Raw genomic sequence first — 22,702 nt, forward strand, 5'->3', positions numbered from 1 at the left:
CCGATCGCACCGCAGCGGTGTCCGATCGGGCCGGGCGGGCTCGGTGCGCGAGCCCGGCTCGCGCGCTCCCCATTCGCACGAACCAGGAAGACCCCGCCCCATGACGCCCCCCGAGGCATCCACCATCACCGCCAAGCAGCGCCCCGGCGATCGGATCTTCTCGACCGCCACGCTGGTGGCGGGCGTGCTCATCCTGGTCACCCTCGCGGCCGTCGCGATCTTCCTCGTCGCGCAGTCGCTGCCCGCGTTCACCGCAGTGGCCGACGACTTCAAGGGCGACGCCGAGAACTTCTGGCAGTACGTGTGGCCGCTCGTGTTCGGCACGATCTGGGCGGCGGCGCTCGCGCTCATCATGGCCGTGCCGCTCTCGATCGGCATCGCGCTGTTCATCTCGCACTACGCGCCGCGGCGCCTCGCGCAGGGGCTCGGCTACATCATCGACCTGCTCGCCGCCGTGCCGTCGGTCGTCTTCGGCCTCTGGGGCATCACGGTGCTCGCCCCCGCGGTGCAGCCGTTCTACACCACGCTCACCGAGTGGTTCGGATGGTTCCCGCTGTTCGCCGGGCCGGTCTCGGGCACGGGGCGCACGATCCTCACCGTCGCGGTCGTGCTCGCCGTCATGATCCTGCCGATCGTCACCGCGCTCTGCCGCGAGATCTTCCTGCAGACCCCCGTGCTCCACGAGGAGGCGGCGCTCGCCCTCGGCGCGACCCGCTGGGAGATGATCAAGCTCGCGGTGCTGCCGTTCGGCCGCCCCGGCATCATCTCGGCCTCCATGCTCGGCCTCGGCCGCGCCCTCGGCGAGACGATGGTCGTCGCGATGGTGCTGTCGCCGTCGGCGATCATCAGCTTCGCCGTGCTGCAGTCGCAGAACCCGACCACGATCGCCGCGAACATCGCGCTCAACTTCCCCGAGGCGCACGACATCGGGGTCAACATCCTCATCGCGACGGGCCTCATGCTCTTCACGATCACGCTCGCCGTCAACATGGTCGCCCGCTACATCGTCGAGCGCCGCAAGGAATTCTCGGGAGCCAACTGATGAGCCTCACCGCCACTCCCCCGCAGGCGCCGGTCACGCAGAACGGCATCTCCAACTCGCTGACCGCGGGCAAGCTGCCGCGCTACGCCTCGATCTACGTGCTCGTCGGCGCACTCGCCGCGTCGAGCGCCGTGTTCGGCCTCGTCGCCGTCTCGAGCGGCGAGCTCTTCAACATCGCCGGCGCCGTCTTCTGCGGCGTCGTGCTCTACACCGCCTCGATCTGGCTGATCTCGCGCCTCGTGGAAGGCTCGCGCAAGGCCGCCGACCGGTTCGTCACCGCGCTCGTCGCGACGGCGTTCACGATCGCGCTGCTGCCGCTCATCTCGGTCGCGTTCACGACGATCGTCAACGGCCTGCCGCGCTTCGACGCCGCGTTCTTCACGGAGTCGATGCGCAACGTCGTCGGTGCCGGCGGCGGCGCGCTGCACGCGATCATGGGCACGCTCCTCATCACGGGCATGGCCGCGCTCATCTCGGTGCCCGTCGGCCTGCTCACCGCGATCTACCTCGTCGAGTACGGCCGCGGCAAGCTGAAGCACGGCATCACGTTCTTCGTCGACGTGATGACGGGCATCCCCTCGATCGTCGCCGGCCTGTTCGCGTTCGCGCTCTTCGCGCTCGTGACCGACGACCCCGGCGTGCGCATGGGCTTCGGCGGCGCCGTCGCCCTCTCCGTGCTCATGATCCCGGTCGTCGTGCGCTCGAGCGAGGAGATGCTGAAGCTCGTGCCGAACGACCTCCGTGAGGCGTCCTACGCGCTCGGCGTGCCGAAGTGGCTCACGATCCTGAAGGTCGTGCTGCCCACCTCGATCGCGGGCATCATCACCGGCATCATGATCGCCGTCGCCCGCGTCATCGGCGAGACCGCGCCGCTGCTCATCATCGCCGGCTTCACGACGAGCATGAACTACAACCTGTTCGCCGACCGCATGATGACGCTGCCGGTGTTCGTCTACACCCAGTACATGAACCAGGGCACCGACTCGCAGGCGTACATCGACCGCGCCTGGGCCGGTGCGCTGACGCTCATCCTCATCGTCGCCCTCCTCAACGTCGTCGCCCGCATCATCGCGAAGGCGTTCTCCCCCAAGACCGGCCGCCGCTGAGCGCCCAGACCGCAACGACCCCGTACAGAGAGAAGCAGCACCCGTGTCCAAGCGCATCGAGGTCGAGGACCTCAACGTCTACTACGGCAACTTCCGCGCCGTCGAGGGCATCACGCTCGAGATCGAACCCCGCACCGTGACCGCGTTCATCGGCCCCTCCGGCTGCGGCAAGTCGACCTTCCTCCGCACGCTCAACCGCATGCACGAGGTGATCCCGGGCGCGCGCGTCGAGGGCAAGGTGCTCATCGACGGCAACGACCTCTACGGCCCGGGCGTCGACCCGGTGCTCGTGCGCCGACAGGTCGGCATGGTCTTCCAGCGTCCGAACCCGTTCCCGACGATGTCGATCAAGGAGAACGTGCTCGCCGGCGTGCGCCTCAACAACAAGCGGATCTCGAAGCCCGACGCCGACGAACTCGTCGAGCGTTCGCTGCTCGGCGCGAACCTCTGGAACGAGGTCAAGGACCGCCTCGACAAGCCCGGGTCGGGTCTCTCGGGCGGCCAGCAGCAGCGCCTCTGCATCGCCCGCGCGATCGCCGTCTCGCCCGAGGTCATCCTGATGGACGAGCCCTGCTCGGCACTCGACCCGATCTCGACCCTCGCCATCGAGGACCTCATCGAGGAGCTGAAGCAGCAGTACACGATCGTGATCGTGACGCACAACATGCAGCAGGCCTCGCGCGTGAGCGACAAGACCGCGTTCTTCAACATCGCGGGCACCGGCCAGCCGGGCAAGCTCATCGAGTACTCGGACACGACGACGATCTTCTCGAACCCGCAGGTCAAGGCGACGGAGGACTACGTCTCGGGCCGCTTCGGCTGATCGTCCTGCCGGCGACGAAACGGATGCCTCGGAGCGGACTTCGCTCCGAGGCATCCGTGTCTCACGACGGGATCAGCAGGCCTTCACGAGCTCCCAGGGGCCCCACTGCTCGGCGCCGGGGACGTTGTTCTGCGTCCACCACTTCGCCCGGTACTCGCTGCCCTGGTAGCTCACGACCTGCCCGCCGGTGTAGGCGGTCGAGGCGCTCCACGCCGCGGCCGCACAGGTGCCGGGGTCGGTCGGGTCGGTCGGATCCGTCGGGTCGGTCGGATCCGTCGGGTCCGTCGTGCACGAGCCGACCTCCGCCCAGACCGCGGACGTACCGGGCTGCTCGCCCTGCGTCCACCACTTGGCCGAGTACTCCTTGCCGCCGAACGAGACCTTCTGGCCGCCCGTGTAGACCGCGGTCGAGCTCCAGGCCGGCGACGCGCAGTCGCCCGGGTCCGTCGGGTCGGTCGGGTCGGTCGGATCCGTCGGGTCGGTCGGATCCGTCGGGTCGGTGGTGCCGACCGGGTCGGTGGCCGGACCGGACTTCGCCGCGCGCAGCCGGTCGGCGAGCGTGCCGATCAGTTCGCCCCGGCGGTCGCCGTCGAGCTCCCACCACATGCCACCGCCGAGGCCCTGGTCGACGATGTACTGCGACTTGCGCGCGGTCGACTGCGCGTTGTCGTAGCTCCACCACTGGTTGCCGTCGTAGCGCCAGGCCGCGCCGATCGCGGCGTCGTAGTGGTCGGTGCCGAGGGTCTTCAGCTTGTCGTAGTCCTCGTTGCCCTTCTCCCAGGTGCCCGGGGCGGCACCGGTCGCCGGCCCCCATGCGTTCGCCGAGCTCGCGCCCTGCCAGCCGCGGCCGTAGGCGGCGAGGCCGATGCCGAGCTGCTTGGGCGAGATGCCCGTCTTCAGGTACTCCTTCACGGCCTTGTCGACGCTGAACCTCTTCGAGGCCGGCCGGGTGTCGGCCGGATCGTCGAAGAGGTTCGCCTGGTGGCCGGTGAGTGCCGGGTCCCAAGCGCCGTGCAGGTCGTAGCCCTGGATGTTGCCGTAGTCGAGGTAGCGGAAGTTCTCGGGGTTGTTCCAGCCGCCCGCCGCGATGTCGGCCGGGTTCGCCGGCAGGAATGCGGAGAGCTGGTACGGGTGCTCGTTCTCCGCGGTCAGGGCGTCCATCTGGGTGCGGAACTCCTTGAGGAGCAGCGTGAAGTTCGCCTTGTCGTTGACCTCGTCGACGTAGTTGCCGACCTCGCCGTTCTGCGAGCCGGGCCACTCCCAGTCGATGTCGATGCCGTCGAACACCCCCGCGGCCGCGCCGGTGCCGCCGCGCCCGTCGATGACGGGCAGGTTGCCACGCAGGTAGAGGTCGACGCAGCTCTTCACGAACTTCTTGCGCGAGGCGTCGGTGGCCGCCGCCTTGGAGAAGTTCTTCGACCAGGTCCAGCCGCCGATCGACAGCATGACCTTGAGCTTCGGGTGCTTCTGCTTCAGCTGCTTGAGCTGGTTGAAGGAGCCCGCGAGCTTCTGGTCCCAGGTGTCGGCGACGCCGGCGACCGAGTTGGCCGCGGTGTAGCCCATGCCGAAGTCGGCCCACGCGTCGCCCGCGCCGTCGGATCCCGTCGGCCCGGTGCCCTGCGCCTTGTTCGCGATGAAGCAGGTGAGGTCCTGGTAGTGGATGTTGCCGAACGCGTAGTTGATGTGGGTGAGGTCGTCGGCGGCGCCCGACACCTCGAGCTGCTTCGCCTGGAACGCGCGGCCGTACACGCCCCACTGGGCGAAGTAGCCGACGTTGCGGTAGCCGTTCACGGCGCTCGGCGCCTGCTCTGCGGCGACGGCCGGTGCGGCCGCGCCGAACGCGGCGAGGCCGGCGACCATCGCGCCGGTGGCGACGGCGGCGAGCGCAGTGCGCAGGCCCCGTCGCGTGCGTTGCTGATTCTCCATGATGTCCTTCGTCGTGTGGGGAACCGGACGCGCATCGTGCACGCCCCTGGACGCTCTCACGCTAGGGACGCATGCCTCGCCCCGGCGTCCGCACGATCCACATGATCCGCGCCGTGCGGGGCCACGGGTACGTGGAACTACCTACAGCCCCCGCAGCGGGCCGCCGGGCGCGCCGGGACGCCGGAGCGGGGGCTCCGGTCGCCGGAACCCCCGCCCGAGGCATCCTGTTCGATCAGCAGGCGGCGGCGTCGCCCCAGACGGCCGCACTGCCGGGCGTCTCGCCCTGCGTCCACCACTTCGCGGTGTACTCGGCACCCCCGTAGCTGACCTGCTGGCCGCCCGTGTAGACCGCGGACGCGCTCCAGGCGGACGCGTCGCACGTACCGCCGGTGCCGCCGCCCGAGCCCGAGCCGCCGCCCGGCTGGACGACCATCGCCCCGCGGGGCAGGTCGTAGAGCGCCGCGTAGGTCTCGGTTCCGATCTTCACCCGCAGGTTCGAGAGCTCGGCCATCGGCAGGCGCCAGCTCAGCTTCGTGGAGACGCTGCCGCCCGCCGCGATGCCGCCCGATGGCACCGTGATCGTGTACGTGTGGAAGTCGCCCTTGAGGCCGCCGACGTTCGATCCGGTGTGATCGCTCGAGACCTTCGTGATGCCCCATCCGTTCTGCTCGCCCATCGCGCCCGTGTCGCTCGTCGCGGTGTCGAACGTGATCTTCGATCCGGCGGGGATCGCGGTCGTCGAGTTGTTCGTGAACGTCACCTTGGGGTTGATCGGGTAGTTGTTGTCGCCGAGCGCGAACTCGGAGAACCTCACCTGCAGGTCGATCGACTTCGCGGGCATCGCGACGTTGGCCTTCGCCGCGTCGTACGGCTGCGAGGCCGCGAGCCGGTCGTGCAGCAGCGACACGAGGGTCGAGCCCATCTCGTACTGGCCCTTCTGGGCGTTGTACGAGTAGTCGCCCGCGAGCTCCCAGATCATCGCGCCGCCGATGCCCTGCTGCGCGATGTAGTCGGCCTTCGCGCCGATCGCCTGGTCGGCGTCGCCCGAGAGGAAGGTCTTCGTCGTGTCGTTCCACCACCACTCGGTCTTCGTGACCGAGTCGAAGTGATGCGTGTACGAACCGCTGATCGACGTCGGTGCGCCGTAGCTCGCCGTGTAGTCGCCCACGACGCCCTTCTGCAGGTTGAGCACGTGCCAGATCGGATTGGCGCCGGCACCCACCTCGGCCCCGGTCTTGTCGAGGTCGTGCCACAGGTTGTTGATGCCGACCGCGCCGTTGCCGCACTTCGACGTGCCACCGAGCGACGGACCGGTGCCCGCGGGGCACTTCGTCTGGTCGGGCAGCGGCGCCTTGCCGTAGAGGCCGTTCGTCCCGCCCTGCACGCCGTCCCAGCCGCGGGTGTAGAACGGCACGCCGACGTTGATGCGGCCGGGCGGCATCGCACCGCGGAAGTAGTGGTAGGCCCAGTCGGTGTTGAGGTAGCCGATGCCGTTGTACGCCCCGTACACGCCGCCCGCGGCGAGCTCGGGGTCCTTGCCGTCGTCGAAGAGCGGGCCGTTGCCGCCGACGTAGTCGTTCCACGAGCCGTGCAGGTCGTAGCTCATGATGTTGACGTAGTCGAGGTACGGGGTGACCTGGTAGACCTCGGCGCCGCGCAGCAGCCAGCCCGAGGCGGGTGCGGCAACGGTGAGCAGGTAGTGCTTGCCGTCGGCGGCGCCGGCGCGGTCGAGCTTCTCGCGGAGGGTCTTCATGAGCGACTCGTAGCCGGCCCAGAGCTTCGCCCGACGCGGCTCGGAGAACGAGAAGTCGTCGGGGCTGCCGGCCTTGCCGTTGGAGTTGGCGTACTCGTAGTCGATGTCGACGCCGTCGAAGCCGTAGGTGCGGATGAACTGCACCGCCGAGTCGGCGAACGCGTCGATCTTCGCCTGCGAGTCGGTCAGCGTGTAGAAGCCGCCGTCGGCGACCCTGTTGCCGTCGGCGTCGAAGTGGCCGCCGGTCTCGGCCCAGCCGCCGACCGAGACGAGCGCCTTCACGCCCGGATTCTGCTGCTTGTACTTCGTGAGCAGGTTGAAGTGCCCCTGGTACGGCAGCGTCGGGTCCATCTCGGCACCGGCGACGCCGGGCCAGGTCATCTTCGTCGAGGCGTTGCCCGCGACATCCTGGTTGACCGAGACCTTGCCCTGTCCGTCGATGTGGGCGAAGGCGTAGTTGATGTGGCTGAGCTTCTTCCACGGGATGTCGCTCGCGAGGTAGCGCGGCTGGCCGTTCTGGCCCGTGCGCCAGTTCGTGAAGTAGCCGATGACGCGATGCTCGAGGCCGTTCGGCAGCTTCTCGCGGCCGGCCTCGTCGTAGATCGTGCAGTAGGGCACGTTGACGCCGGGCGTCTGGTAGAGGCCGTCGGGGCGGCACTTCTCGTCGGGGTTCGTCGTCCACGGGGTGCCGCCGGGGTCCGGGGTCGGCGTCGGCGTGGGCGTCGGGGTCGGCGTGGGCGTCGGCGTCGGCGTGGGCGTCGGCGTGGGCGTCGACGTCGGCGTGGGCGTCGGCGTCGGCGTCGGCGTCGGCGTCGGGTTCACCGTGCCGCACGCGCCCAGCGACTCCCACGGGCCCCACTGCTCGGCACCGGGGACGTTGTTCTGCGTCCACCACTTGGCCTTGTAGTTGACGCTCTGGTACGAGACGAGCTGGCCGCCCGTGTACGTCGCCGACGACGACCAGGCGGGTTCGCACTCGGTCGTGGCGGCGGTCGCGGCCGTGGCGCCGGCGAACCCGAGGGTGCCGATGAGCGCCAGGCCCGAGACGATCGCGCCCGCACGGAAGCGGGCACGAGAAGAGAGTGTGCGCATTCGAGTCCTCACTGACTGGGGATGCCGCGGCGGAGGCCGCCCGGCGGCTCGACGCTATTCGAGCCGGAGGCGCGAGCGCGTCCGTACGACCCCGCATACGTAGGACTGCGTAGACGTCGCCGGCGGCGAGCGGCGGGTCGCATTCGGCACCGGCTCGCGGCGCGGACGGCCGGAGATCAGCGCAGGGCGTGCGCCGCATGGGCCATGCGGTGGGCGAGCACCGCGAGCTCGACCCGCGAGTGCACATCGAGCTTCTGGAACACCCGGCCGACGTGCACCTCGACGGTGCGCACCGAGACGTAGAGCCGGGCGGCCGCGTCGCGGTTCGAAGCACCCTCCACGACGAGCATCGCGACTTCGAGTTCGCGCTCGGTGAGCACGTCGGTCCACACGGCCCGGCACGCCGCGAGCGGATCGCCCGGCACGTCCACGACGCCAGAGGTGGCGCCACGGTCGCGGACGCCGGCGGATGCCTCTGGAGGGCGACGCGCGCGCGCGGCGGGTTCGCCCGTCGGGTTCGTCGTGAGCGCGGGCGCGGACTCCGCCGGCACGGGCCCCTCGGCGCGGGAGAGGCTCCCGTCGGCAGCGAGCGCCCGACGTTCGTGGGCGACGGCCGTGAGCCAGGCGTCGGCGCCGGCCTCGCCGAAGAGGTGCTCGGCCGCCAGCAGGTGCCGTTCGGCGCGCTCGGGCACGCCCGCCTCGCCGCAGGCCCGCGCGAGCATGAGCTCGGTGCGCGCCCGCTCGTAGGCCGATGCGATCGCCCGCCCGCCCTCGACCGCGGCGAGGTAGTCGGATTCGAACCGCGTGCGGTCGGTGCTGCGCATCCGCCGGCGCAGCGCGCTCGCGAGCAGTGCGTCGGGCGGCCGACGCACCGCCGGGTCGCCCGCCGCCCGCCCGGCATCGGTCGAGCACCAGTCGATGCCCGCGTCGAGCCCGGGCACGTGCAGTCCGCCGCCGCGCTCGAACTCCGTCGCGAGCGCGACGAGCGTGGCCGCCTCCGTGCGCGCACCGCCGAGGTGGGCCGCGACGGCGCGGTCGATCAGTTCCTCGTACCGCACCGCTCCCGCCGACGGGGGTTGGGCGGCCTCGATCGCGCGGGCGAACGCGGAGACCTCGCCCGTCGTGATGATGTCGATGCGCCGTGCGACGGCCGCGCCGATGCCGCCGAGCGGCGACGCGATCGGCAGGTCGGCCGCGCCGCGGGCGAGCACCTGCGCGGCCCGTCGCACGTCGCCCGCCCAGAGTTCGAGCAGGCTCGTCGCGACCGCCCGTGCGGCGCGCATGAGCGGCGACCGGTCACCGCGTGCGATCGCCGGGTCCGCCGCCGTCTCGCGCACGGCGCCGAGCCAGCGCACCGCGGCCGCCGGGTCGCCGGCGAGACCGCGCTCGAGGGCCGCTGCGACCGCCCGCGCGCCCCCGACGAGGGCGATGCCGCCGGTCGAGACCGCGACGGCGTCGTCGGAGTCGGCGGACTCGGTCGAGCCTGCAGCGCCGGTGACGTCGAGGCCGAAGAGGGCGCACCAGGCGCTGCCGGCCTCGAGCGGCGCCCGATCGAGGCCGTACCGTTCGGTGATGACCCGAGCCTGTGCGAGTCGGCGTCGGGCGGCCGGCAGCATCCCCCGCTCGGCGAGCAGCCCCGCGGCGGTCGCGACGGCCCGGGCGAGCTGCAGGCGCATCGGACGCGTCGCGGGGTCGAGCGCCGCGGCATCGACCGTCGAGCGTCCCGTCGGCGTCGCCCCCGGTTCGAGCGCACCGCCGGCCTCGTCGAGCGCCGACCCGATCTCGTCGCCGAGCCCCGCGAGCCGGCGGTCGAGCTCGACCTCGGGGACGTCGCCCTCGAGGATCGCGCGGGCCGTCAGGTAGTCGGCGAGCACGGACGTGCGGGCGGGCTCGTCGCCGTGCTCGATGACGCGGTCGAGCCAGCCGCGCGCGTCGTCGACGTGCCCGCCGTGCAGTGCGGCGCGGCCCGCGATGCTCCACGCGGTCACGGATTCGGCACCGCAGGCGTGGCTCGCGGCCTCTCGCGCGACCGCATGGGCCCACTCGGATTCGCCCGACGCATCCGCGGACTCCGCGATCTCGATGAGCGGCGCGACGAGGTCGCGCGAGCCCTCGAGCGTCGCGAGCGAGCGATGCCAGGTCGCCTGTCGCGCATCGCCGAGCCGGGCGCACGCCCGGGCGAGCGACGCATGCGCGGTCGTCCGCTCGGCGAGCGTCGCGGAACCGTGCACCCAGACGCGCATGCGCGGGTCGGCGAAGGCGAAGTGCCCGGCCACGAGGAGCAGGTGCCGGCTGACCTCGCCGTCGATGAGGTCGGCCATGGGGCGGTTCGATGCGGCGAGCAGCACGTCGATGCGGTCGTCGACGCACACCGACGCGACGACGAGCAGCTCCCGCTCCCACGCTGCGAGCCGCGCCCCGCTCGGTGCCATCGCGACCTCGATGGCCGGCACCGACGGCAGCGGGTCGGGCAGCACGGCATGGCCGAGGCGCTGCGCGACGCGCAGGAGCCCGGCGACCTCGATGATCGCGTCGGCGTCGCCGCCGAGCGCGAGGCCGAGGCGAGCCGCGACGTGCGGAGCCGCGACGAGCCGGTGCCGGGCGAGCAGTTCGACGACGGCGCGGGTGTCTTCGAAGGCGTCGACGGGCGAGCGGTGCCGCGCGGGCGGCCGGGGGTGCTCGGGTGTGTCAGGCATCGGCCCCTCCGCTCGCTTCACGGTCGCGTGGGGTTATGTTAGCAACATTTACAAAGTGGTCGCGAGGGCCGATGCCGGCAGCGCAACTCCCCGTTCGAGGGGCGGGCCGGCGTCAGTCGCGCGGGCTCAGCAGGTAGTCGTTGAACCGTCGCGTCTCGGCGGCGTCGAACGGCACGGCCGTTCCGTCGAGTGCGGTCACGCCCGCCGCGAGGCGCACGCTCGACACCAGCCAGATCGCGTCGGCGGTCGCGAGCTCGGCGACCGGGATGTCCCGGTACTCCGTCGCGTGACCGTCGCGCTCGAGGAACTCGAAGAGGCTCTGCTGCGTCGTGCCCCGCAGGATCGCGCCGCTCGGCTCTGGGGTCGAGTAGACGTCGCCGTGGCGCAGGATGACGCTCGACGTCGGCCCCTCCATGACGTACCCGTCGCTCGCGACGAAGAGCGCGTCGTCGGCACCCCGCCGCTTCGCCTCGCGGATCGCCGCCATGTTCGTCGCGTAGCTCAGCGTCTTCGCACCGAGCAGCAGCCACGGCGCCTTCGCCGCGGCGTCGTGCGCGAGGCCACGGTCGAGCGAGACGATGCGGATCCCGTGCTCGCGCTCGGCGGTGCGATCGGCCGCGCGGGAGGCCGCAAGCCACGCGGTGGGCGCGGGGCCGTGCTCGACGCCCCGGCTGAGCACGAGCTTCAGCGCGAACTCGCCCGACGCGGGCAGCTGCGAGACCGCCGCGGCGATCGCCGCCCGCCATTGCGCGAGGTTGGGCTCCGGGAGCTCGCAGATCTGCGCCGAGTTGCGCAGTCGCTCGAGGTGCGCCTCCGCCTCCTGCGCATGACCGTCGACGACGGCGAGGGTCTCGAAAATGCCGTCGCCGCGCTGCGTGGACAGTTCGCCGACGCGCAATGCGGGCTCCGAGGCATCCACCGCATGGAACGTCGAGTCGAGGTCGACGGCGGGTGCGTCCGCGGTGAGGGGCGCGATGAGGAACGTCACGGTCTCGGGCATGCACCAATCGTAGGCGTGGATGCCTCGCCGCCATGCGCTACCGTACGGTGCATGCGCGCGCTCGGCACCGGGGAGATGAGCCGGGCGTCCGGGCTGTCACTCAAGGCGCTGAGGATCTACGACGCGAGCGGACTGCTCGTGCCGGCCGACGTCGACCCGCGGACGGGCTACCGACGGTACGCGCCCGAGCAGGTGGCTCGCGCGCGCACGATCGCGATGCTGCGCCGCATCGACCTGCCGCTCGCCGAGATCGGCGGACTGCTCGATGCGGCACCCGCGGAGGCGCGCGAGCGGCTCCTCGGCTGGTGGGCGGCGCAGCGCGAGGACTTCGCGGAACGCAGCCAGGCGGTCGATCGGCTCGCCGCATCGGACGCGGGCCCCGTGGCGGGGGCCGGCACGGCGGACGACGGGTTGCGCGGACGGGTGCGCTTCGAGACGATGCCCGACACGTCGATCGCGACCATCGTCCGCACGGTCGTGCAGTCGCGACTGGTGCCGAGCTTCGTCGCCGACGTGATCGAGATCGGGCGCCACCTCGAGCGCGAGGGCGCCACGGCGGGACCCGGCCATTGGGTGCTCTTCCACTCCCCCGTCGGCGACGCCCTCCCCGGGCGCATCGAGACCGCCGTGCCCTTCACCGGCCGGGCCGCCCCGACGCGGACCATCGCCCTGCGGATGGAGCCCGGAGCCCGCTACGCGGTCATCGACGTCACCGCCCGCGAGGTCGTCTATCCGCAGCTGCTGCGCTTCTACGACGCGGTGCGCGGTGCGGCGGGCGCCGGCGCGTCCGAGGCATCGGCCGGCCGGGACGCCTCGGCGCCCGCGGCGCCGCGCGAGTGGTACCCGGGGCCGTGGCCCGAGGACCCCGACGAGATCGCGATGCGCGTCGCGATGCCGCTGCGGCCCGGTGTCCGGCTTGACCCGGCCCCTGGGACCGACTCGACGATGCCGGTATGACCGGACACCCCAACCCTGCCGAGTACGCCCGCCATTCGCCGTTCTCCGACCCGGGCGCCCATCGCGCGCTCGTCGCGGGGGTCGCCGCCGAGCCCGGCGCGATCCACCGCGCGGTGACCGCCGCGATCACCCACTACCGCGCCGACCCCGCGGTGACCTCCGAACAGTTCGCCGACATCGACCGCCGCTGGATCGCGTCGATCCTCGATGCCGCGACGGAGCGCGCCGACGGCCCGCTCGACGCCGAGCGCGCGCCCGACCGGCGAGTCGGCGGCTGCTGCCGCGACCATTCGCTGCTCGCGGTGTCGATCCTGCGCGAGCACGGGCGCCCGGCACGCACCCGCCTCGGATTCGCGGGCTACTTCACGCCGGGGTTCCGCCACGACCACGTCGTCGTCGAGGCCGGGCACGACGGCCGCTGGGTGCGCTTCGATCCCGAGCTCGACCCGGCGGCGCACGGATTCGACGTGCACGACCTGCCGACCGGACCGGGTTCGCCGTTCGAGACCGCCGCGGAGGCCTGGCTCGGCTACCGCGCCGGCGAGATCGACCTCGCCGGGTACGGGGTGGCGCCGGGGCATCCGATCTCGGGGCCCTGGATCGTGCACGGCTACGTGCTCGGCGACCTCGCCCACCGCATGCGCACCGAGCTGTTGCTCTGGGACGGCTGGGGCGTGATGGACGCCCCCGCCGCGCCGATCGCCGCCGACGCCCTCGACCTCGCCGACCGCGTCGCTCGGCTCACCGTCGCAGCCGACGGCGGGGATGCCTCGGCCGAAGCGGAACTCGCCGCGCTCTGGCGCACGGACGAGCGGGTCCGGCCCGGGCGCACGGTGACGACCTTCTCGCCGGCCGGCGGGTTCGGCACCGTCGATCTCGAGGCCCGCACGACCGTTTGGGCGACCGCGGAGACGTGAAAGGCCGGCCGCAGAACGCCTCTCGGCGCGAGGCCGCTCGGAGCGGCGAATTTTGGAGCCCGGGGTTACTGCGGCCGGCCTCAGACAGTCTAAACGACACCGAGGGGCGGTTCATTCCCGACGCGAGCCACCGGTCGCCCCATTCGATGTGCGGAGCGCGGACGTGGCCGTTCCGACCGGCTGCGCCCCTTCGCGGGGCCACGCTCGGTCGGAACGGTCACATCCGGCGAATCAGTCGAGCGCGTCACGCCGCCAGAGCTTCGCGCAGGCCGTGAGCTCGTCGCCGAGCTCGGTGAGGCGCAGCGCCCGCCTCGTGAGCGCGGCCGAGCGGTCGTGGTGCACCGAGTCGGAGGCGTCCGCGTCGTCGGCGAGGCTCGTGAAGCCGGTCGCCGTGACCCGCGCGAACGCGGCCGCCCGCTCGAGCGCGACCGCGAAGTCGCCCGTGAACACGCCGTGCAGCACCCGGTCGGCCAGCTCGCGGATCTCGGCGGGGCCGGCCGGGGACGCCGCACCGGCGACGACCTGGTCGATGGTGTGCGACATCTCGGTGCCGCGCCGGTAGGCGAGGCTCAGCGTCTCGGCGTCCTGCCCGATGAGCGTGCGCAGGAGGTAGATGCGCCAGAGCGCGCCAGGCAGGCTCTTCGCCGACGCACCCGACCACAGCTCCGCGATCGCGTCGATGCCGTGGCGGTCGGTGTACGCGATGAGACGGGCGACGATCTCGGGGTCGGGGTCGGCGCGAACCCGGGCGAGCAGGGCCTGCGCGGTGTCGTGGGCTGCCCGGTTGAGGTGGGCCGGGTCGGCCCCGCCGATGAAGTCGTCGAACATTCCGGGTGGGAGTTTCGTCGGGCGGTGGAAGTCGGCGGCCATTCGGTACAGGATACTCCGGTCGGGTGCGGCCATCCCCGGCCGGGTGCCCTGCGCTCCCCCGTGCTCCCCTGTGCGGGGGCCGCTCGCACTGGGGGCTTCGATGCCGTCGCGATCGGGACTAGCCTGCGGGTCATGCACACCCGAAGCATTCTCGGGCGGGCGGCGAGCTGACCGTGATGCCGCTCGAGGGCGAGCGTTCGGCCGTTCGGGCGGACGCGACCCCCGTCGCCGAGATGGCGAGCGGCCGGTCGCCGGGAGCGCCGGCGGCCGGTCGCATCGCCGTGCGCGGCGCTACGAGGCCAGGCCGTCGTCTCCGGCACGACGCATGAGCCCTGACCTCCCGTTGTCGCCCATGCGCTCGCAGGTGACCTTCGCATGACAGTTCCGGCAACGGACATCGCATTTGTCGATCTCGGCCATGATGCGCAGCAGGCCGTACCCGTCTTGAACGAGCTTCATCACCTCAGCGGTCTCGTCGCAGTTCTCCCGGTGATCGAAGTCGAGTACCCGGACGTCGGCCTCACCGCAATCGATGCACGGGTGGTCGAGGAGGTGGTCGCCCACCGCTGCGAGCGCGATCTGGCGCTGAACTGCCTTGCGCGCCATGATCACTCGAATGCGGGCCTCACGGTGTCTCGCGTCGTAGTCGCGAGCCTTCTGCGTGTTGCACTCGCGGCAGATGGGCTGGAGTCCATCGCGGGCCGATCGCAACCGATTGAAATCGGCGATTGGCTTAGACTGTCGGCAAGCCGAGCAGCGCTCCTGCGTCATCGGCGTCGCCCCCGTAGCTCAGAGGCAGAGCAGCGGACTTTTAATCCGCGGGTCGGGATGTCGGAATTCCCCGGGGGCACCGTCGAGGGCCGATCGCGGTGGGAGATGCTCGCCGGTTGAGCGCTCCATGCTTCGAACATATCTTCGACCACCGAAATGGAGGCCGCTCACCGCGGAACGAGCCCCCGCTCGTACGCCCAGATGACGACGTGCACGCGGTCGGGCAGGTCGAGCTTCGCGAGGATCGCCTTGACGTGCGTCTTCACGGTGTTGCCCGTGAGGAAGAGCCGCTCGGCGATCTCGTCGTTCGAGGCGCCCGTGACGAGGAGCGCGAGCACATCGCGCTCGCGCCCCGTGAACGGCTCCAGCAGCGTCTCGGCGTCGACCGGCTCGGGCGCGCGCGCCACGAAGTCGACGAGGCTCGCCGTCGCGCGCGGCGCGAGGGTCGCGTCGCCCGCATGCACGGCGCGGATCGCCGCCGCCAGCTCGTCGGCCGAGGCGTCCTTGGTGAGGAAGCCGCTCGCGCCCGCCCGGATCGCGGCGAACACGACCTCGTCGAGGTCGAACGTGGTGAGCACGAGCACCCTCGCGGCGGAATGCTCCGCCCGCACGCGCCGCGTCGCCTCGATGCCGTCCATCCGAGGCATCCGCACGTCCATCACGACGACGTCGGCACGGTGCGCGCGCAGGCGCTCGACGAGTTCGGCACCGTCGGCGGCCTCGACGACGAGCTCGAGGTCGTCGTGCGACTCGAGCATGACGGCGAGCGCCGAGCGGATGAGCTCCTGGTCGTCGGCGAGCGCCACGCGGATGCGCGCGGCCGCCGGATCGTCCGTCACTCCTCGCCCTCCGCTCGAACGGGCGCCGCGACGAGCGGAAGCCGGGCGACGACGCGCCACCCCGGCCCGTCGGGGCGGGGGCCGGCGTCGAGGCTGCCGCCCAACTGGGCGACGCGTTCGCGCATGCCCGGGATGCCTCGACCGCTCGCCGCACGCGCGGCGGCGGAACCTCCGGCGCCCGCATCGGACGCTCCCGTGCGGATGGGCAGCCCGATCGGCTGCCCGTCGTCGTCGACGGTCACGACGAGGTCGCGCCCCCACTCGAGTCCGACGCGGGTCGTCGTCGGCGGCGATGCGTGGCGCAGCACGTTCGTGAGCGCCTCCTGCACCACCCGGTAGGCGGTCAGCGCGAGTCCGGGCGGCACCTCGCGCGCGGTGCCGGTCACGACGAGCTCGACCGCGCGGCCGGGTGATTGCGCGCGCTCGACGAGCTCGGCGATGCCGTCGAGCCCCGGGCTCGGCTCGCGGAGCGCCGACTCGCCGCCCCCGCCGCCCTCGTCACGGATGCCGGCGCGAACGCCGGGCTCGACGAGCGCCCCGAGCAGCCCGCGCATGTCCCGCATCGCCGCGCGGCCGGTCGAGACGACGTGCCCGACGGCGACCCTCGCCCGGTCGTCGTCGCGCCCGACGAGCACCCTCGTCGCCTCGGCCTGGGCGACCATCACCGCGAGCGAGTGGGCGATGACATCGTGCAGCTCGCGGCCGATGCGACGCCGCTCGTCGGCGACGGCCCGGAGCTCCGTCTCGATCCGCAGCTCGGCGGCCCGCGCGACGGCGACGCGCTCGGCCGCCCGCTTGCGCAGGGTCTCGCGCCGGTACCGGCCGAGCGCCCACGCGACGCCGATGCCGCCCGCGAGCGATCCGGCGAGCGCGAACGCGGCGCCCGGGCTCGCGACGATCGCCGCATCGTTCGGTCGCTCGGAGACGATCACGAGCCCGGTCATGATGCCCGCGCCGGCGAGGCCGCAGCCGAGCGCCGCCCAGCCGGCGACGAGGTCGTCGCCGGCGGCCGCGGCGAAGACGAAGACGAGGTAGACGAGCGAACTCGCCTGCAGCACCGCGAGCCCGGGCATGCCCGGCACGCTCAGCGCGGCGAGCACGAGCATGAGTGCGGATGCCGCGGCGATCGCCGTGCGCGGCAGCCGGCGCCGCACGACGACGAGGAGATGCAGCAGCACGTAGCATCCGAGCACGGCCGCCGCCCAGGCCGCGTGGCGACCGCCCGCCTCGTCGAGCACTTCGACGACCGTGAACGGCAGCAGCGCGCCGGCCGCCACGGCCGCCGTCACCCGATCGGCGTATCCCGGTGCGCGCGACTCCCCCGAGGCATCCATCACCGGCCCCACGCTACCGGCCGTGCTGCTGGCGCATCTCACCCGACCGGGTGAGGCGAACCGCCCGCGACCGCCGCGAGGCTGGCGGAGCCGGGGCGGCGGATCCGCCCGGCGGGCGCCCCGGCGGCGCCCCCTCCGACGATGCACAGGAGCACACGATGACCTCCGTCCGCGATTCCACCGGCGCCACCGCGTTGCCCCCACGAACGCGCCCGAGGCGATGGCTCGCCGCGACGGCGTTGCTCGCATCGGCTGCGATCGCCGCGCTCGGCACCGCATGGTGGCTCGTCCCCGATTCCGATCCGTTCGTCACGGCGTCGTCGCGCAGTCTCGCGAGCGCCGTGCTCGACCCGACCCAGTTCGCCGCCGTCGTGATCGCGACCGGGCTCGTCGGCATCGTCGTGGCCGTCGCCCTGCTCGCCCGGGGCGCACGCGAGCCGCGCGCCCCGTTCGTCGCCGCGGTCGCCGCCGCACTGCTCGCCCTCGCCGCGACCCTCGTGCTGGGAGACGCCGGGACGATCACCTTCGCCGGCTACGTCTTCGGCTTCTGCTCGGTCGTCGCCGGCGTCGTGACGACGTGCGTCCTCGTCGTCCGCGCCCCGCGCCTCGGCGTGCCCCTGCTCGTGCTGCTCGTCGCGCTCGTCGTCGTCGCGGTGTCGTGGGCCGGCCTCACCTGGCAGGGCGTCACGACGTTCCTCGGCAAGTTCGGCGCCGCGCTCGTCGCGAACGCGGGCCTCATCGCCGTCTCGGCGATCTCGGTCGTCGCGGTGCTGGCGTGGGTCGCGATCGCGGTCTCGGTCGGACGCACGACGCGCGAGGTGCGCCGCTTCGAGGGATGGCTCGTGCGACACCGCCGAGTGCTCACGGTGCTCGCCGCGCTCGGGCCGCTGCCCTACGCCGTGGTCCGCGCGAGCTGGCTCACGCCGTGGCCGCTCTTCGCGCCCGCCGCCGACGAGCTCTCGCCGGCGATGCTCACGACCGGGCTCATGCTCGGGGCGGGCGCCGTCGCCGCGGTGGTGCTCACCCTCGGCCTGATCCTGCCGTGGGGGCTCGTCTTCCCGGCGTGGATGCCGCGGGTCGGCGGCCGGACGGTTCCGGCGCGCCTCGCCGTCGTGCCGGGGCTCGCCGCGGCGACCGTCGTCACGATCTCGGCCGTGCCGATGCTCATCGTGGCGGCGGGAAGCCCGACGCTCGGCGAGGCCATCGTGTTCGACCTGCTGCTGCCGTTCTGGTTCTGGGGGCCGATGCTCGCCCTCGCCGTCTGGGCCTACGCGGCGTGGCGCCGCGAGCTCAGCCGACCAGTCGCCTGAACCCGGCCATGAGCGCCACGCGCTCGGCGGAGGTGCGCGCGAGCGGGGTCACGGCGAGGGTCGTGACCCCGCTCGCGGCGAATGCCGCGACGCGCTCGGCGACGACCGAGGCCGGGCCGATGAGCGAGATCGCCCGCACGAGTTCGTCGGGCACCGCCTGGACCGCCTCCTGCTTGCGCCCGTCGAGGTAGAGGTCCTGGATGTGCGCGGCCTCCGCCTCGAACCCGTAGCTCGCGACGAGGTCGTTGTAGAAGTTCTTGCCGCGGGCGCCCATGCCGCCGACGTAGAGGGCGAGCTGCGGCTTCGCCGCGGCGAGCGCCATGGCCTCGAGCTCGGGGTCCTCCGTGATGGCGAGCGCGGGGCTCGCGAACACGTCGAGCTGGCCGAGCGCGGCATCGCGCTTCGCGGTGCCCGCGGCGAGCGCGGCACCCCACACGTCGCCCGCGCGCTCGGGGTGGTAGAACATCGGCAGCCAGCCGTCGGCGATCTCGGCGGTCTGCTCGACCGACTTCTGCCCGAGGGAGGCGACGGTGATCGGGATGCGCTCGCGCACCGGGTGGTTGATGAGCTTCAGCGGCTTGCCGAGCCCGGTCCCCTCGCCCGCGGGCAGCGGGATCGTGTAGTTGCGTCCCTCGTGCACGACGGGCTCGCGCCGCCACGTCATGCGGCAGACGTCGATGATCTCGCGGGTGCGCCCGAGCGGGGCGTCGTACTTGACGCCGTGGAAGCCCTCGATGACCTGCGGTCCCGAGGCGCCGATGCCGAGCTCGAACCGGCCGCCCGACACGTAGTCGAGCCCTGCGGCCGTCATCGCGGTGAGCGTGGGCGTGCGGGTGTACAGCTGAAGGATGCCGCTCATGAGCGTGAGCCGCTCGGTGCGGGCGGCGAGGAAGCCGAGCTGGCTGACCGCGTCGAACGAGTACGCCTCGGGCACCGCGATGAGATCGACGCCGGATGCCTCGAGCTCGGCGACCTCGTCGGCCGCTTCGCGGAAGCCGCCCGCGTAGTTCAGGAACATGCCGACGCGCATCCGTCACTCCTCGTCGTGTGGGGTCGTGGTGTGCCCGGCCGTCGGCACGGGCCCATCAGAGGCTACCGAACGGCTCGGGCACCCGCCGCGCCGGTTGTGGGGTTCCGACGACCCTCAGGTTGCTCCGAGTCGGATGCCGCAGGCTGGACTCCAAACGACCGCCAGCATGCCCCGACGGGAGGAGGATCCGTGAGCTGGAGCCTCGTGCTCGACATCCTGCTCGTGCTCGTCTTCATCGGAGCCGCCGTGAACGGCTGGCGTGCGGGGCTGCTGCGCACCGCCGCGGGCCTCATCGGGCTCATCGCGGGCGGAATCGCCGCCTGGTTCGCGATGCCCTGGCTCGCCGGGCTCGTGCCCCTGCCCGAGCTGCGCGCGCCGGTCGCGATCGCCGTGGCGCTCGTGCTGCTGTCGCTCGGCGCCTGGCTCGGCGCGATCGTGGGCCGTGCGCTCCGCCGCGGCGCGCACCGGGTGAAGCTCGGCGTGCTCGACCGGGCGCTGGGTCTGGTCGGCAACCTCATCGTGACCGCGTTCGTCGTCGCCCTCGTCGCGTCGGGCGTCGCGGCGATGGGCGTTCCGGTGCTCTCGCCCGCCGTGGCCGGATCGACCGTCGTCCGGGCGCTCGACCAGGTGACGCCGCCGCCGGCGAGGTCGGCCATGGCCGAGCTCCGTGCCGCGGCGCTCGGCGAGGGGCTGCCGTGGCTCGTCGACGTGCTCGACACGCCGCTGCCGACCGAGCCGCCGCCGCAGGGCGGCGTCGACTCGCCCGCGATCGCCGAGGCGTCGCGGTCGGTCGTGCGCATCACGGGCACGGCGTTCCGGTGCGGCAGCAACGTGTCGGGGTCGGGGTTCGTCGTCGCCGACGACCGCATCGTGACGAACGCGCACGTCGTCGCGGGCGTCGACGAACCGATCGTCGAAGCGCCGGGGCTCCCCGCCGTCGCCGGCCGGGTCGTCGCGTTCGACCCCGAGCACGACCTCGCGGTCATCGCGGTCGACGGGCTCGACGCCCCGGCGCTGCCCATCGACGAACCCGCCGTCGGCGACGAGGTCGCCGTCGCGGGGTACCCGTTCGGCGGGCCGCTGGAACTCAGACCGGCGCGCGTCGCGGCGAGCGGACCGCTCACGATCTCGACCGACGGCGCGACGTCGACGCGCGACGTCATGACGCTGTCGGCCGACGTCGATCCCGGCAACTCGGGCGGGCCGGTGCTCGACGTCGACGGCGAGGTCGCCGGCGTCGTGTTCGCCCGGTCCGAGACCGTCGCGACGGTGGGGTTCGCGGTTCCCGTGTCGACGCTCGCGCCGCTCGCGGCGGAGGCATCCGCCCTCGACGACCCGGTCGATTCGGGGGCGTGCGCCGCGTGAGGTCAGTCGGCTGAGAAGCCCTCGAAGCGGATGCCCCAGCTGAGCTGCCATTCCTCGCCCGGGCCGAGCCACCGCAGGCCGCGGCCGGAGTTGAACGCCTCGGCCGGCGCGGTCATCGGCTCGATCGCGATCGCGACGTCGCCGCCCTCGCCCGGGTACTCCCGCGAGGTGTAGACCTGCACGTAGCCGAACTCGTCGTCGGCCCACACCGACACGCTGCGCCCGTCGGGTGCGGTGAGCGTGTGCAGCACCTGGCCGTCGTCGCTTGCGAGCTCGCCGAACGCGTCGTCGAGCTGCACGTCGCCGACCCGGCGTCCTTCGCGGAAGTCCCACTCGGTGCCGTCGACCGGGACCTCGCCGGTCGGCAGCAGGCGCTCGTCGACCTCGATGTGGCTCGCGGCGTCGAGACGCAGGACCAGGTCTTCGGTGCGGACGCCGCCGATCTTGAGGTACGGATGGGTGCCGAGCGCGACGGGGGCCGTGTCGGCGCCGAGGTTCTCGACGAAGTGCGTGACGCGCAGGCCGTCGGCGACGAGCTCGTAGTGCACGGCGGTGCCGAGCAGGAACGGGTAGCCGAGCTGCGGGTAGATGCGCGCGGCGAGCGTCACCGAGTCGCGCTCTCGGTCGACGGCGCTGTACTCGGTGTAGCGCAGCAGCCCGTGGATCGCGTTGCCGCGGGCCGGCTCCGTGATCGCGAGCTGGTGGTCGACGCCGTCGTGGCTCCACCGGCCGTCGCGGATGCGGTTCGGCCACGGCGCGAGCACGATGCCGGCGCCCATCGGCGGCGACTGGTCTTCGCCGTAGGCGGGAACGAGGTCGATGCCGTTGATGCTGAGGCTGCGGAGCCCGGCGGCGACGGCCGTGACGGTGGCCCGGATCTCACCGCTCGACGTCGTCGTCTCGAGCTCGAACTGCTCGCCCGTGGGAAGGGTCATGGACCAACTCTATGGTCTGCATCGGGTGCGTGCGCGGTGACGACCGCGAGTCCGGCCTCCTCCAGTTCGGCGACGACCGGGTGCGGCGCCGAGGCATCCGTGACGAGCTCGTCGAACGCGTCGACGGGGCCGACGCGACCGAGGTGCACCTCGCCGACCTTCGACCCGTCGGCGACGACGACGGCTCGCGCCGCCCGCTGCAGCATGAGCGCCTTCACCTGCGCCTCGGGCAGGTTCGCATTGGTGACGCCGTGCACCGGATCGACCCCGTTGCAGCCGATGACGGCGAGGTCGACGTGCACGTCGCGCAGCATCGAGCCGGCGAGCGGGTCGACGAGCGAGTGCTGGCGAGGACGCAGCGTGCCTCCCGTGACGACGACCTGGAACCTCGGGATCTCGGACTCGAGCTCGAGGGCGATCGAGAGGCCGTTCGTGAACACGACGACGTCGTCGAGGTCGCTGCGCTGCTTCAGCGCGCGCGCGACCTGCAGGGTCGTGGTGCCGACGTCGAGGATGAGGCTCTGCCCGCTGCGCACGAGACCGGCCACGTGCGCTCCGATGCGGCGCTTCGGTTCGACGGACGCCTCGAGCGCCTCCTCGAAGCTCGGCTCGCGTTCGGGCCGGTCGACGCCGGGAGCGCCGGCGGGCACGGCGCCGCCGTGCACCCGGCGGATCATGCCCTGGCGTTCGAGCGCGTCGAGGTCGGCACGGGCGGTGACGGTCGTCACGCCGAAGGCGCGGCTCAGCTCGGCGACGCGCACGAACCCGCGCTCGGCGACGAGGGCTCGCGCGAGCTCACGGCGGCGGGGCGCGTCGACCTGGGCGTCGAGCCGTGGTTGGTCGCTCATAGGGGAATCATGCGGCTTCCCACCTGACTTTGCAATACGAAAGTGGTTTGTTTGCGAAACGAAAGTCGCGTAGGGTGTGCGGCGTGAC

Annotated in this window: 18 protein-coding genes and 1 tRNA gene; 8 read left to right on the forward strand and 11 right to left on the reverse strand. The window is 72.5% G+C overall.

What is annotated here, in order from left to right; translation table 11 throughout:
• The first annotated feature begins 100 nt into the window (after nucleotides 1–100).
• The 3 genes from pstC to pstB are packed head-to-tail and all read left to right on the forward strand — an operon-like array spanning nucleotide 101 to nucleotide 2,971.
• On the forward strand, nucleotides 101–1,042 hold the full coding sequence (gene pstC / locus ACWGPE_RS08735; RefSeq protein ID WP_231430228.1) for a phosphate ABC transporter permease subunit PstC: 942 nt from the start codon (nucleotides 101–103) through the stop codon (nucleotides 1,040–1,042).
• Nucleotides 1,042–2,148 (forward strand): phosphate ABC transporter permease PstA, encoded by a 1,107-nt coding sequence (gene pstA, locus ACWGPE_RS08740; RefSeq protein ID WP_231430227.1) that lies wholly within the window; start codon nucleotides 1,042–1,044, stop codon nucleotides 2,146–2,148. Before pstC ends, pstA begins: the two co-directional genes overlap by 1 nt.
• A gap of 43 nt (nucleotides 2,149–2,191) precedes the next feature.
• On the forward strand, nucleotides 2,192–2,971 hold the full coding sequence (pstB, locus tag ACWGPE_RS08745; protein ID WP_231430226.1) for a phosphate ABC transporter ATP-binding protein PstB: 780 nt from the start codon (nucleotides 2,192–2,194) through the stop codon (nucleotides 2,969–2,971).
• Nucleotides 2,972–3,043: 72 nt separating this feature from the next.
• On the opposite strand, the gene ACWGPE_RS08750 is transcribed toward pstB, so the two are convergent.
• From ACWGPE_RS08750 to ACWGPE_RS08765, 4 genes are all read right to left on the reverse strand, one after another.
• Nucleotides 3,044–4,897 carry a glycosyl hydrolase family 18 protein gene (locus tag ACWGPE_RS08750; RefSeq protein WP_452048512.1) on the reverse strand — a complete coding sequence of 618 codons (1,854 nt, stop codon included), beginning with the start codon at nucleotides 4,895–4,897 and terminating at the stop codon, nucleotides 3,044–3,046.
• Nucleotides 4,898–5,129: 232 nt separating this feature from the next.
• Nucleotides 5,130–7,742 (reverse strand): glycosyl hydrolase family 18 protein, encoded by a 2,613-nt coding sequence (locus ACWGPE_RS08755; protein ID WP_275505531.1) that lies wholly within the window; start codon nucleotides 7,740–7,742, stop codon nucleotides 5,130–5,132.
• Between the two features lie 176 nt (nucleotides 7,743–7,918).
• A complete protein-coding gene (locus ACWGPE_RS08760; protein WP_452048513.1) occupies nucleotides 7,919–10,438 on the reverse strand; it encodes a LuxR C-terminal-related transcriptional regulator in 2,520 nt (839 codons plus the stop codon).
• Nucleotides 10,439–10,550: 112 nt separating this feature from the next.
• A complete protein-coding gene (locus ACWGPE_RS08765) occupies nucleotides 10,551–11,438 on the reverse strand; it encodes an aminodeoxychorismate lyase (protein WP_275505529.1) in 888 nt (295 codons plus the stop codon).
• A 51-nt stretch (nucleotides 11,439–11,489) separates the two neighbouring features.
• Here ACWGPE_RS08765 and ACWGPE_RS08770 point away from each other — a divergent pair, with 51 nt between their 5' ends.
• Nucleotides 11,490–12,395, forward strand: a complete 906-nt coding sequence (locus ACWGPE_RS08770; RefSeq protein ID WP_275505528.1) for a MerR family transcriptional regulator — start codon at nucleotides 11,490–11,492, stop codon at nucleotides 12,393–12,395.
• On the forward strand, nucleotides 12,392–13,312 hold the full coding sequence (locus tag ACWGPE_RS08775) for a transglutaminase-like domain-containing protein (RefSeq protein ID WP_452048514.1): 921 nt from the start codon (nucleotides 12,392–12,394) through the stop codon (nucleotides 13,310–13,312). Before ACWGPE_RS08770 ends, ACWGPE_RS08775 begins: the two co-directional genes overlap by 4 nt.
• A gap of 231 nt (nucleotides 13,313–13,543) precedes the next feature.
• Here the strand turns inward: ACWGPE_RS08775 and ACWGPE_RS08780 are convergent, their stop codons facing one another.
• Complete coding sequence (locus ACWGPE_RS08780; RefSeq protein ID WP_231430220.1) at nucleotides 13,544–14,182, reverse strand: DNA-directed RNA polymerase subunit beta; 639 nt, start codon at nucleotides 14,180–14,182, stop codon at nucleotides 13,544–13,546.
• Between the two features lie 291 nt (nucleotides 14,183–14,473).
• A complete protein-coding gene (locus ACWGPE_RS08785) occupies nucleotides 14,474–14,953 on the reverse strand; it encodes a hypothetical protein (RefSeq protein ID WP_376931300.1) in 480 nt (159 codons plus the stop codon).
• 7 nt (nucleotides 14,954–14,960) lie between these two features.
• Here ACWGPE_RS08785 and ACWGPE_RS08790 point away from each other — a divergent pair.
• Nucleotides 14,961–15,032: transfer RNA gene (locus tag ACWGPE_RS08790), tRNA-Lys, on the forward strand.
• Nucleotides 15,033–15,120: 88 nt separating this feature from the next.
• Here ACWGPE_RS08790 and ACWGPE_RS08795 read toward each other — a convergent pair.
• Together ACWGPE_RS08795 and ACWGPE_RS08800 are read right to left on the reverse strand one after the other, a co-directional pair.
• Nucleotides 15,121–15,792: a response regulator transcription factor gene (locus ACWGPE_RS08795; RefSeq protein ID WP_231430218.1), complete on the reverse strand. Its 672-nt coding sequence runs from the start codon at nucleotides 15,790–15,792 to the stop codon at nucleotides 15,121–15,123.
• Complete coding sequence (locus tag ACWGPE_RS08800) at nucleotides 15,789–17,126, reverse strand: sensor histidine kinase (protein WP_452048523.1); 1,338 nt, start codon at nucleotides 17,124–17,126, stop codon at nucleotides 15,789–15,791. Before ACWGPE_RS08800 ends, ACWGPE_RS08795 begins: the two co-directional genes overlap by 4 nt.
• Nucleotides 17,127–17,284: 158 nt before the next feature.
• On the opposite strand from ACWGPE_RS08800, the gene ACWGPE_RS08805 reads away from it, so the two are divergent.
• Nucleotides 17,285–18,436, forward strand: coding sequence for a hypothetical protein (locus tag ACWGPE_RS08805; RefSeq protein WP_452048515.1), 1,152 nt, complete (start codon nucleotides 17,285–17,287; stop codon nucleotides 18,434–18,436).
• Here ACWGPE_RS08805 and ACWGPE_RS08810 read toward each other — a convergent pair.
• Complete coding sequence (locus tag ACWGPE_RS08810) at nucleotides 18,417–19,466, reverse strand: LLM class F420-dependent oxidoreductase (protein WP_275505522.1); 1,050 nt, start codon at nucleotides 19,464–19,466, stop codon at nucleotides 18,417–18,419. The genes ACWGPE_RS08805 and ACWGPE_RS08810 overlap by 20 nt on opposite strands.
• Nucleotides 19,467–19,655: 189 nt before the next feature.
• Here ACWGPE_RS08810 and ACWGPE_RS08815 point away from each other — a divergent pair, with 189 nt between their 5' ends.
• Nucleotides 19,656–20,831, forward strand: a complete 1,176-nt coding sequence (locus ACWGPE_RS08815; protein WP_231430215.1) for a MarP family serine protease — start codon at nucleotides 19,656–19,658, stop codon at nucleotides 20,829–20,831.
• 2 nt (nucleotides 20,832–20,833) lie between these two features.
• Here ACWGPE_RS08815 and ACWGPE_RS08820 read toward each other — a convergent pair whose 3' ends face one another.
• Entirely contained in the window at nucleotides 20,834–21,766 is a 933-nt protein-coding gene (locus ACWGPE_RS08820; protein WP_452048516.1) for an aldose 1-epimerase family protein, read from the reverse strand.
• On the reverse strand, nucleotides 21,763–22,614 hold the full coding sequence (locus ACWGPE_RS08825; RefSeq protein ID WP_231430213.1) for a DeoR/GlpR family DNA-binding transcription regulator: 852 nt from the start codon (nucleotides 22,612–22,614) through the stop codon (nucleotides 21,763–21,765). The genes ACWGPE_RS08820 and ACWGPE_RS08825 overlap by 4 nt, the downstream gene beginning before the upstream one ends.
• Between the last annotated feature and the right edge of the window lie 88 nt (nucleotides 22,615–22,702).

This window comes from Agromyces sp. NPDC055658 (assembly GCF_053618155.1).

What these genes read in the sequence shown, in the direction of transcription:
- pstC (WP_231430228.1), top strand. Translation starts at nt 101, where the DNA reads ATGACGCCCCCCGAGGCATCCACCATCACCGCCAAGCAGCGCCCCGGC.
- pstA (WP_231430227.1), top strand. Translation starts at nt 1,042, where the DNA reads ATGAGCCTCACCGCCACTCCCCCGCAGGCGCCGGTCACGCAGAACGGC.
- ACWGPE_RS08750 (WP_452048512.1), bottom strand. Translation starts at nt 4,897, where the DNA reads ATGGAGAATCAGCAACGCACGCGACGGGGCCTGCGCACTGCGCTCGCC.
- ACWGPE_RS08755 (WP_275505531.1), bottom strand. Translation starts at nt 7,742, where the DNA reads ATGCGCACACTCTCTTCTCGTGCCCGCTTCCGTGCGGGCGCGATCGTC.
- ACWGPE_RS08760 (WP_452048513.1), bottom strand. Translation starts at nt 10,438, where the DNA reads ATGCCTGACACACCCGAGCACCCCCGGCCGCCCGCGCGGCACCGCTCG.
- ACWGPE_RS08765 (WP_275505529.1), bottom strand. Translation starts at nt 11,438, where the DNA reads ATGCCCGAGACCGTGACGTTCCTCATCGCGCCCCTCACCGCGGACGCA.
- ACWGPE_RS08770 (WP_275505528.1), top strand. Translation starts at nt 11,490, where the DNA reads ATGCGCGCGCTCGGCACCGGGGAGATGAGCCGGGCGTCCGGGCTGTCA.
- ACWGPE_RS08775 (WP_452048514.1), top strand. Translation starts at nt 12,392, where the DNA reads ATGACCGGACACCCCAACCCTGCCGAGTACGCCCGCCATTCGCCGTTC.
- ACWGPE_RS08780 (WP_231430220.1), bottom strand. Translation starts at nt 14,182, where the DNA reads ATGGCCGCCGACTTCCACCGCCCGACGAAACTCCCACCCGGAATGTTC.
- ACWGPE_RS08785 (WP_376931300.1), bottom strand. Translation starts at nt 14,953, where the DNA reads ATGACGCAGGAGCGCTGCTCGGCTTGCCGACAGTCTAAGCCAATCGCC.
- ACWGPE_RS08800 (WP_452048523.1), bottom strand. Translation starts at nt 17,126, where the DNA reads ATGGATGCCTCGGGGGAGTCGCGCGCACCGGGATACGCCGATCGGGTG.
- ACWGPE_RS08805 (WP_452048515.1), top strand. Translation starts at nt 17,285, where the DNA reads ATGACCTCCGTCCGCGATTCCACCGGCGCCACCGCGTTGCCCCCACGA.
- ACWGPE_RS08810 (WP_275505522.1), bottom strand. Translation starts at nt 19,466, where the DNA reads ATGCGCGTCGGCATGTTCCTGAACTACGCGGGCGGCTTCCGCGAAGCG.
- ACWGPE_RS08820 (WP_452048516.1), bottom strand. Translation starts at nt 21,766, where the DNA reads ATGACCCTTCCCACGGGCGAGCAGTTCGAGCTCGAGACGACGACGTCG.
- ACWGPE_RS08825 (WP_231430213.1), bottom strand. Translation starts at nt 22,614, where the DNA reads ATGAGCGACCAACCACGGCTCGACGCCCAGGTCGACGCGCCCCGCCGC.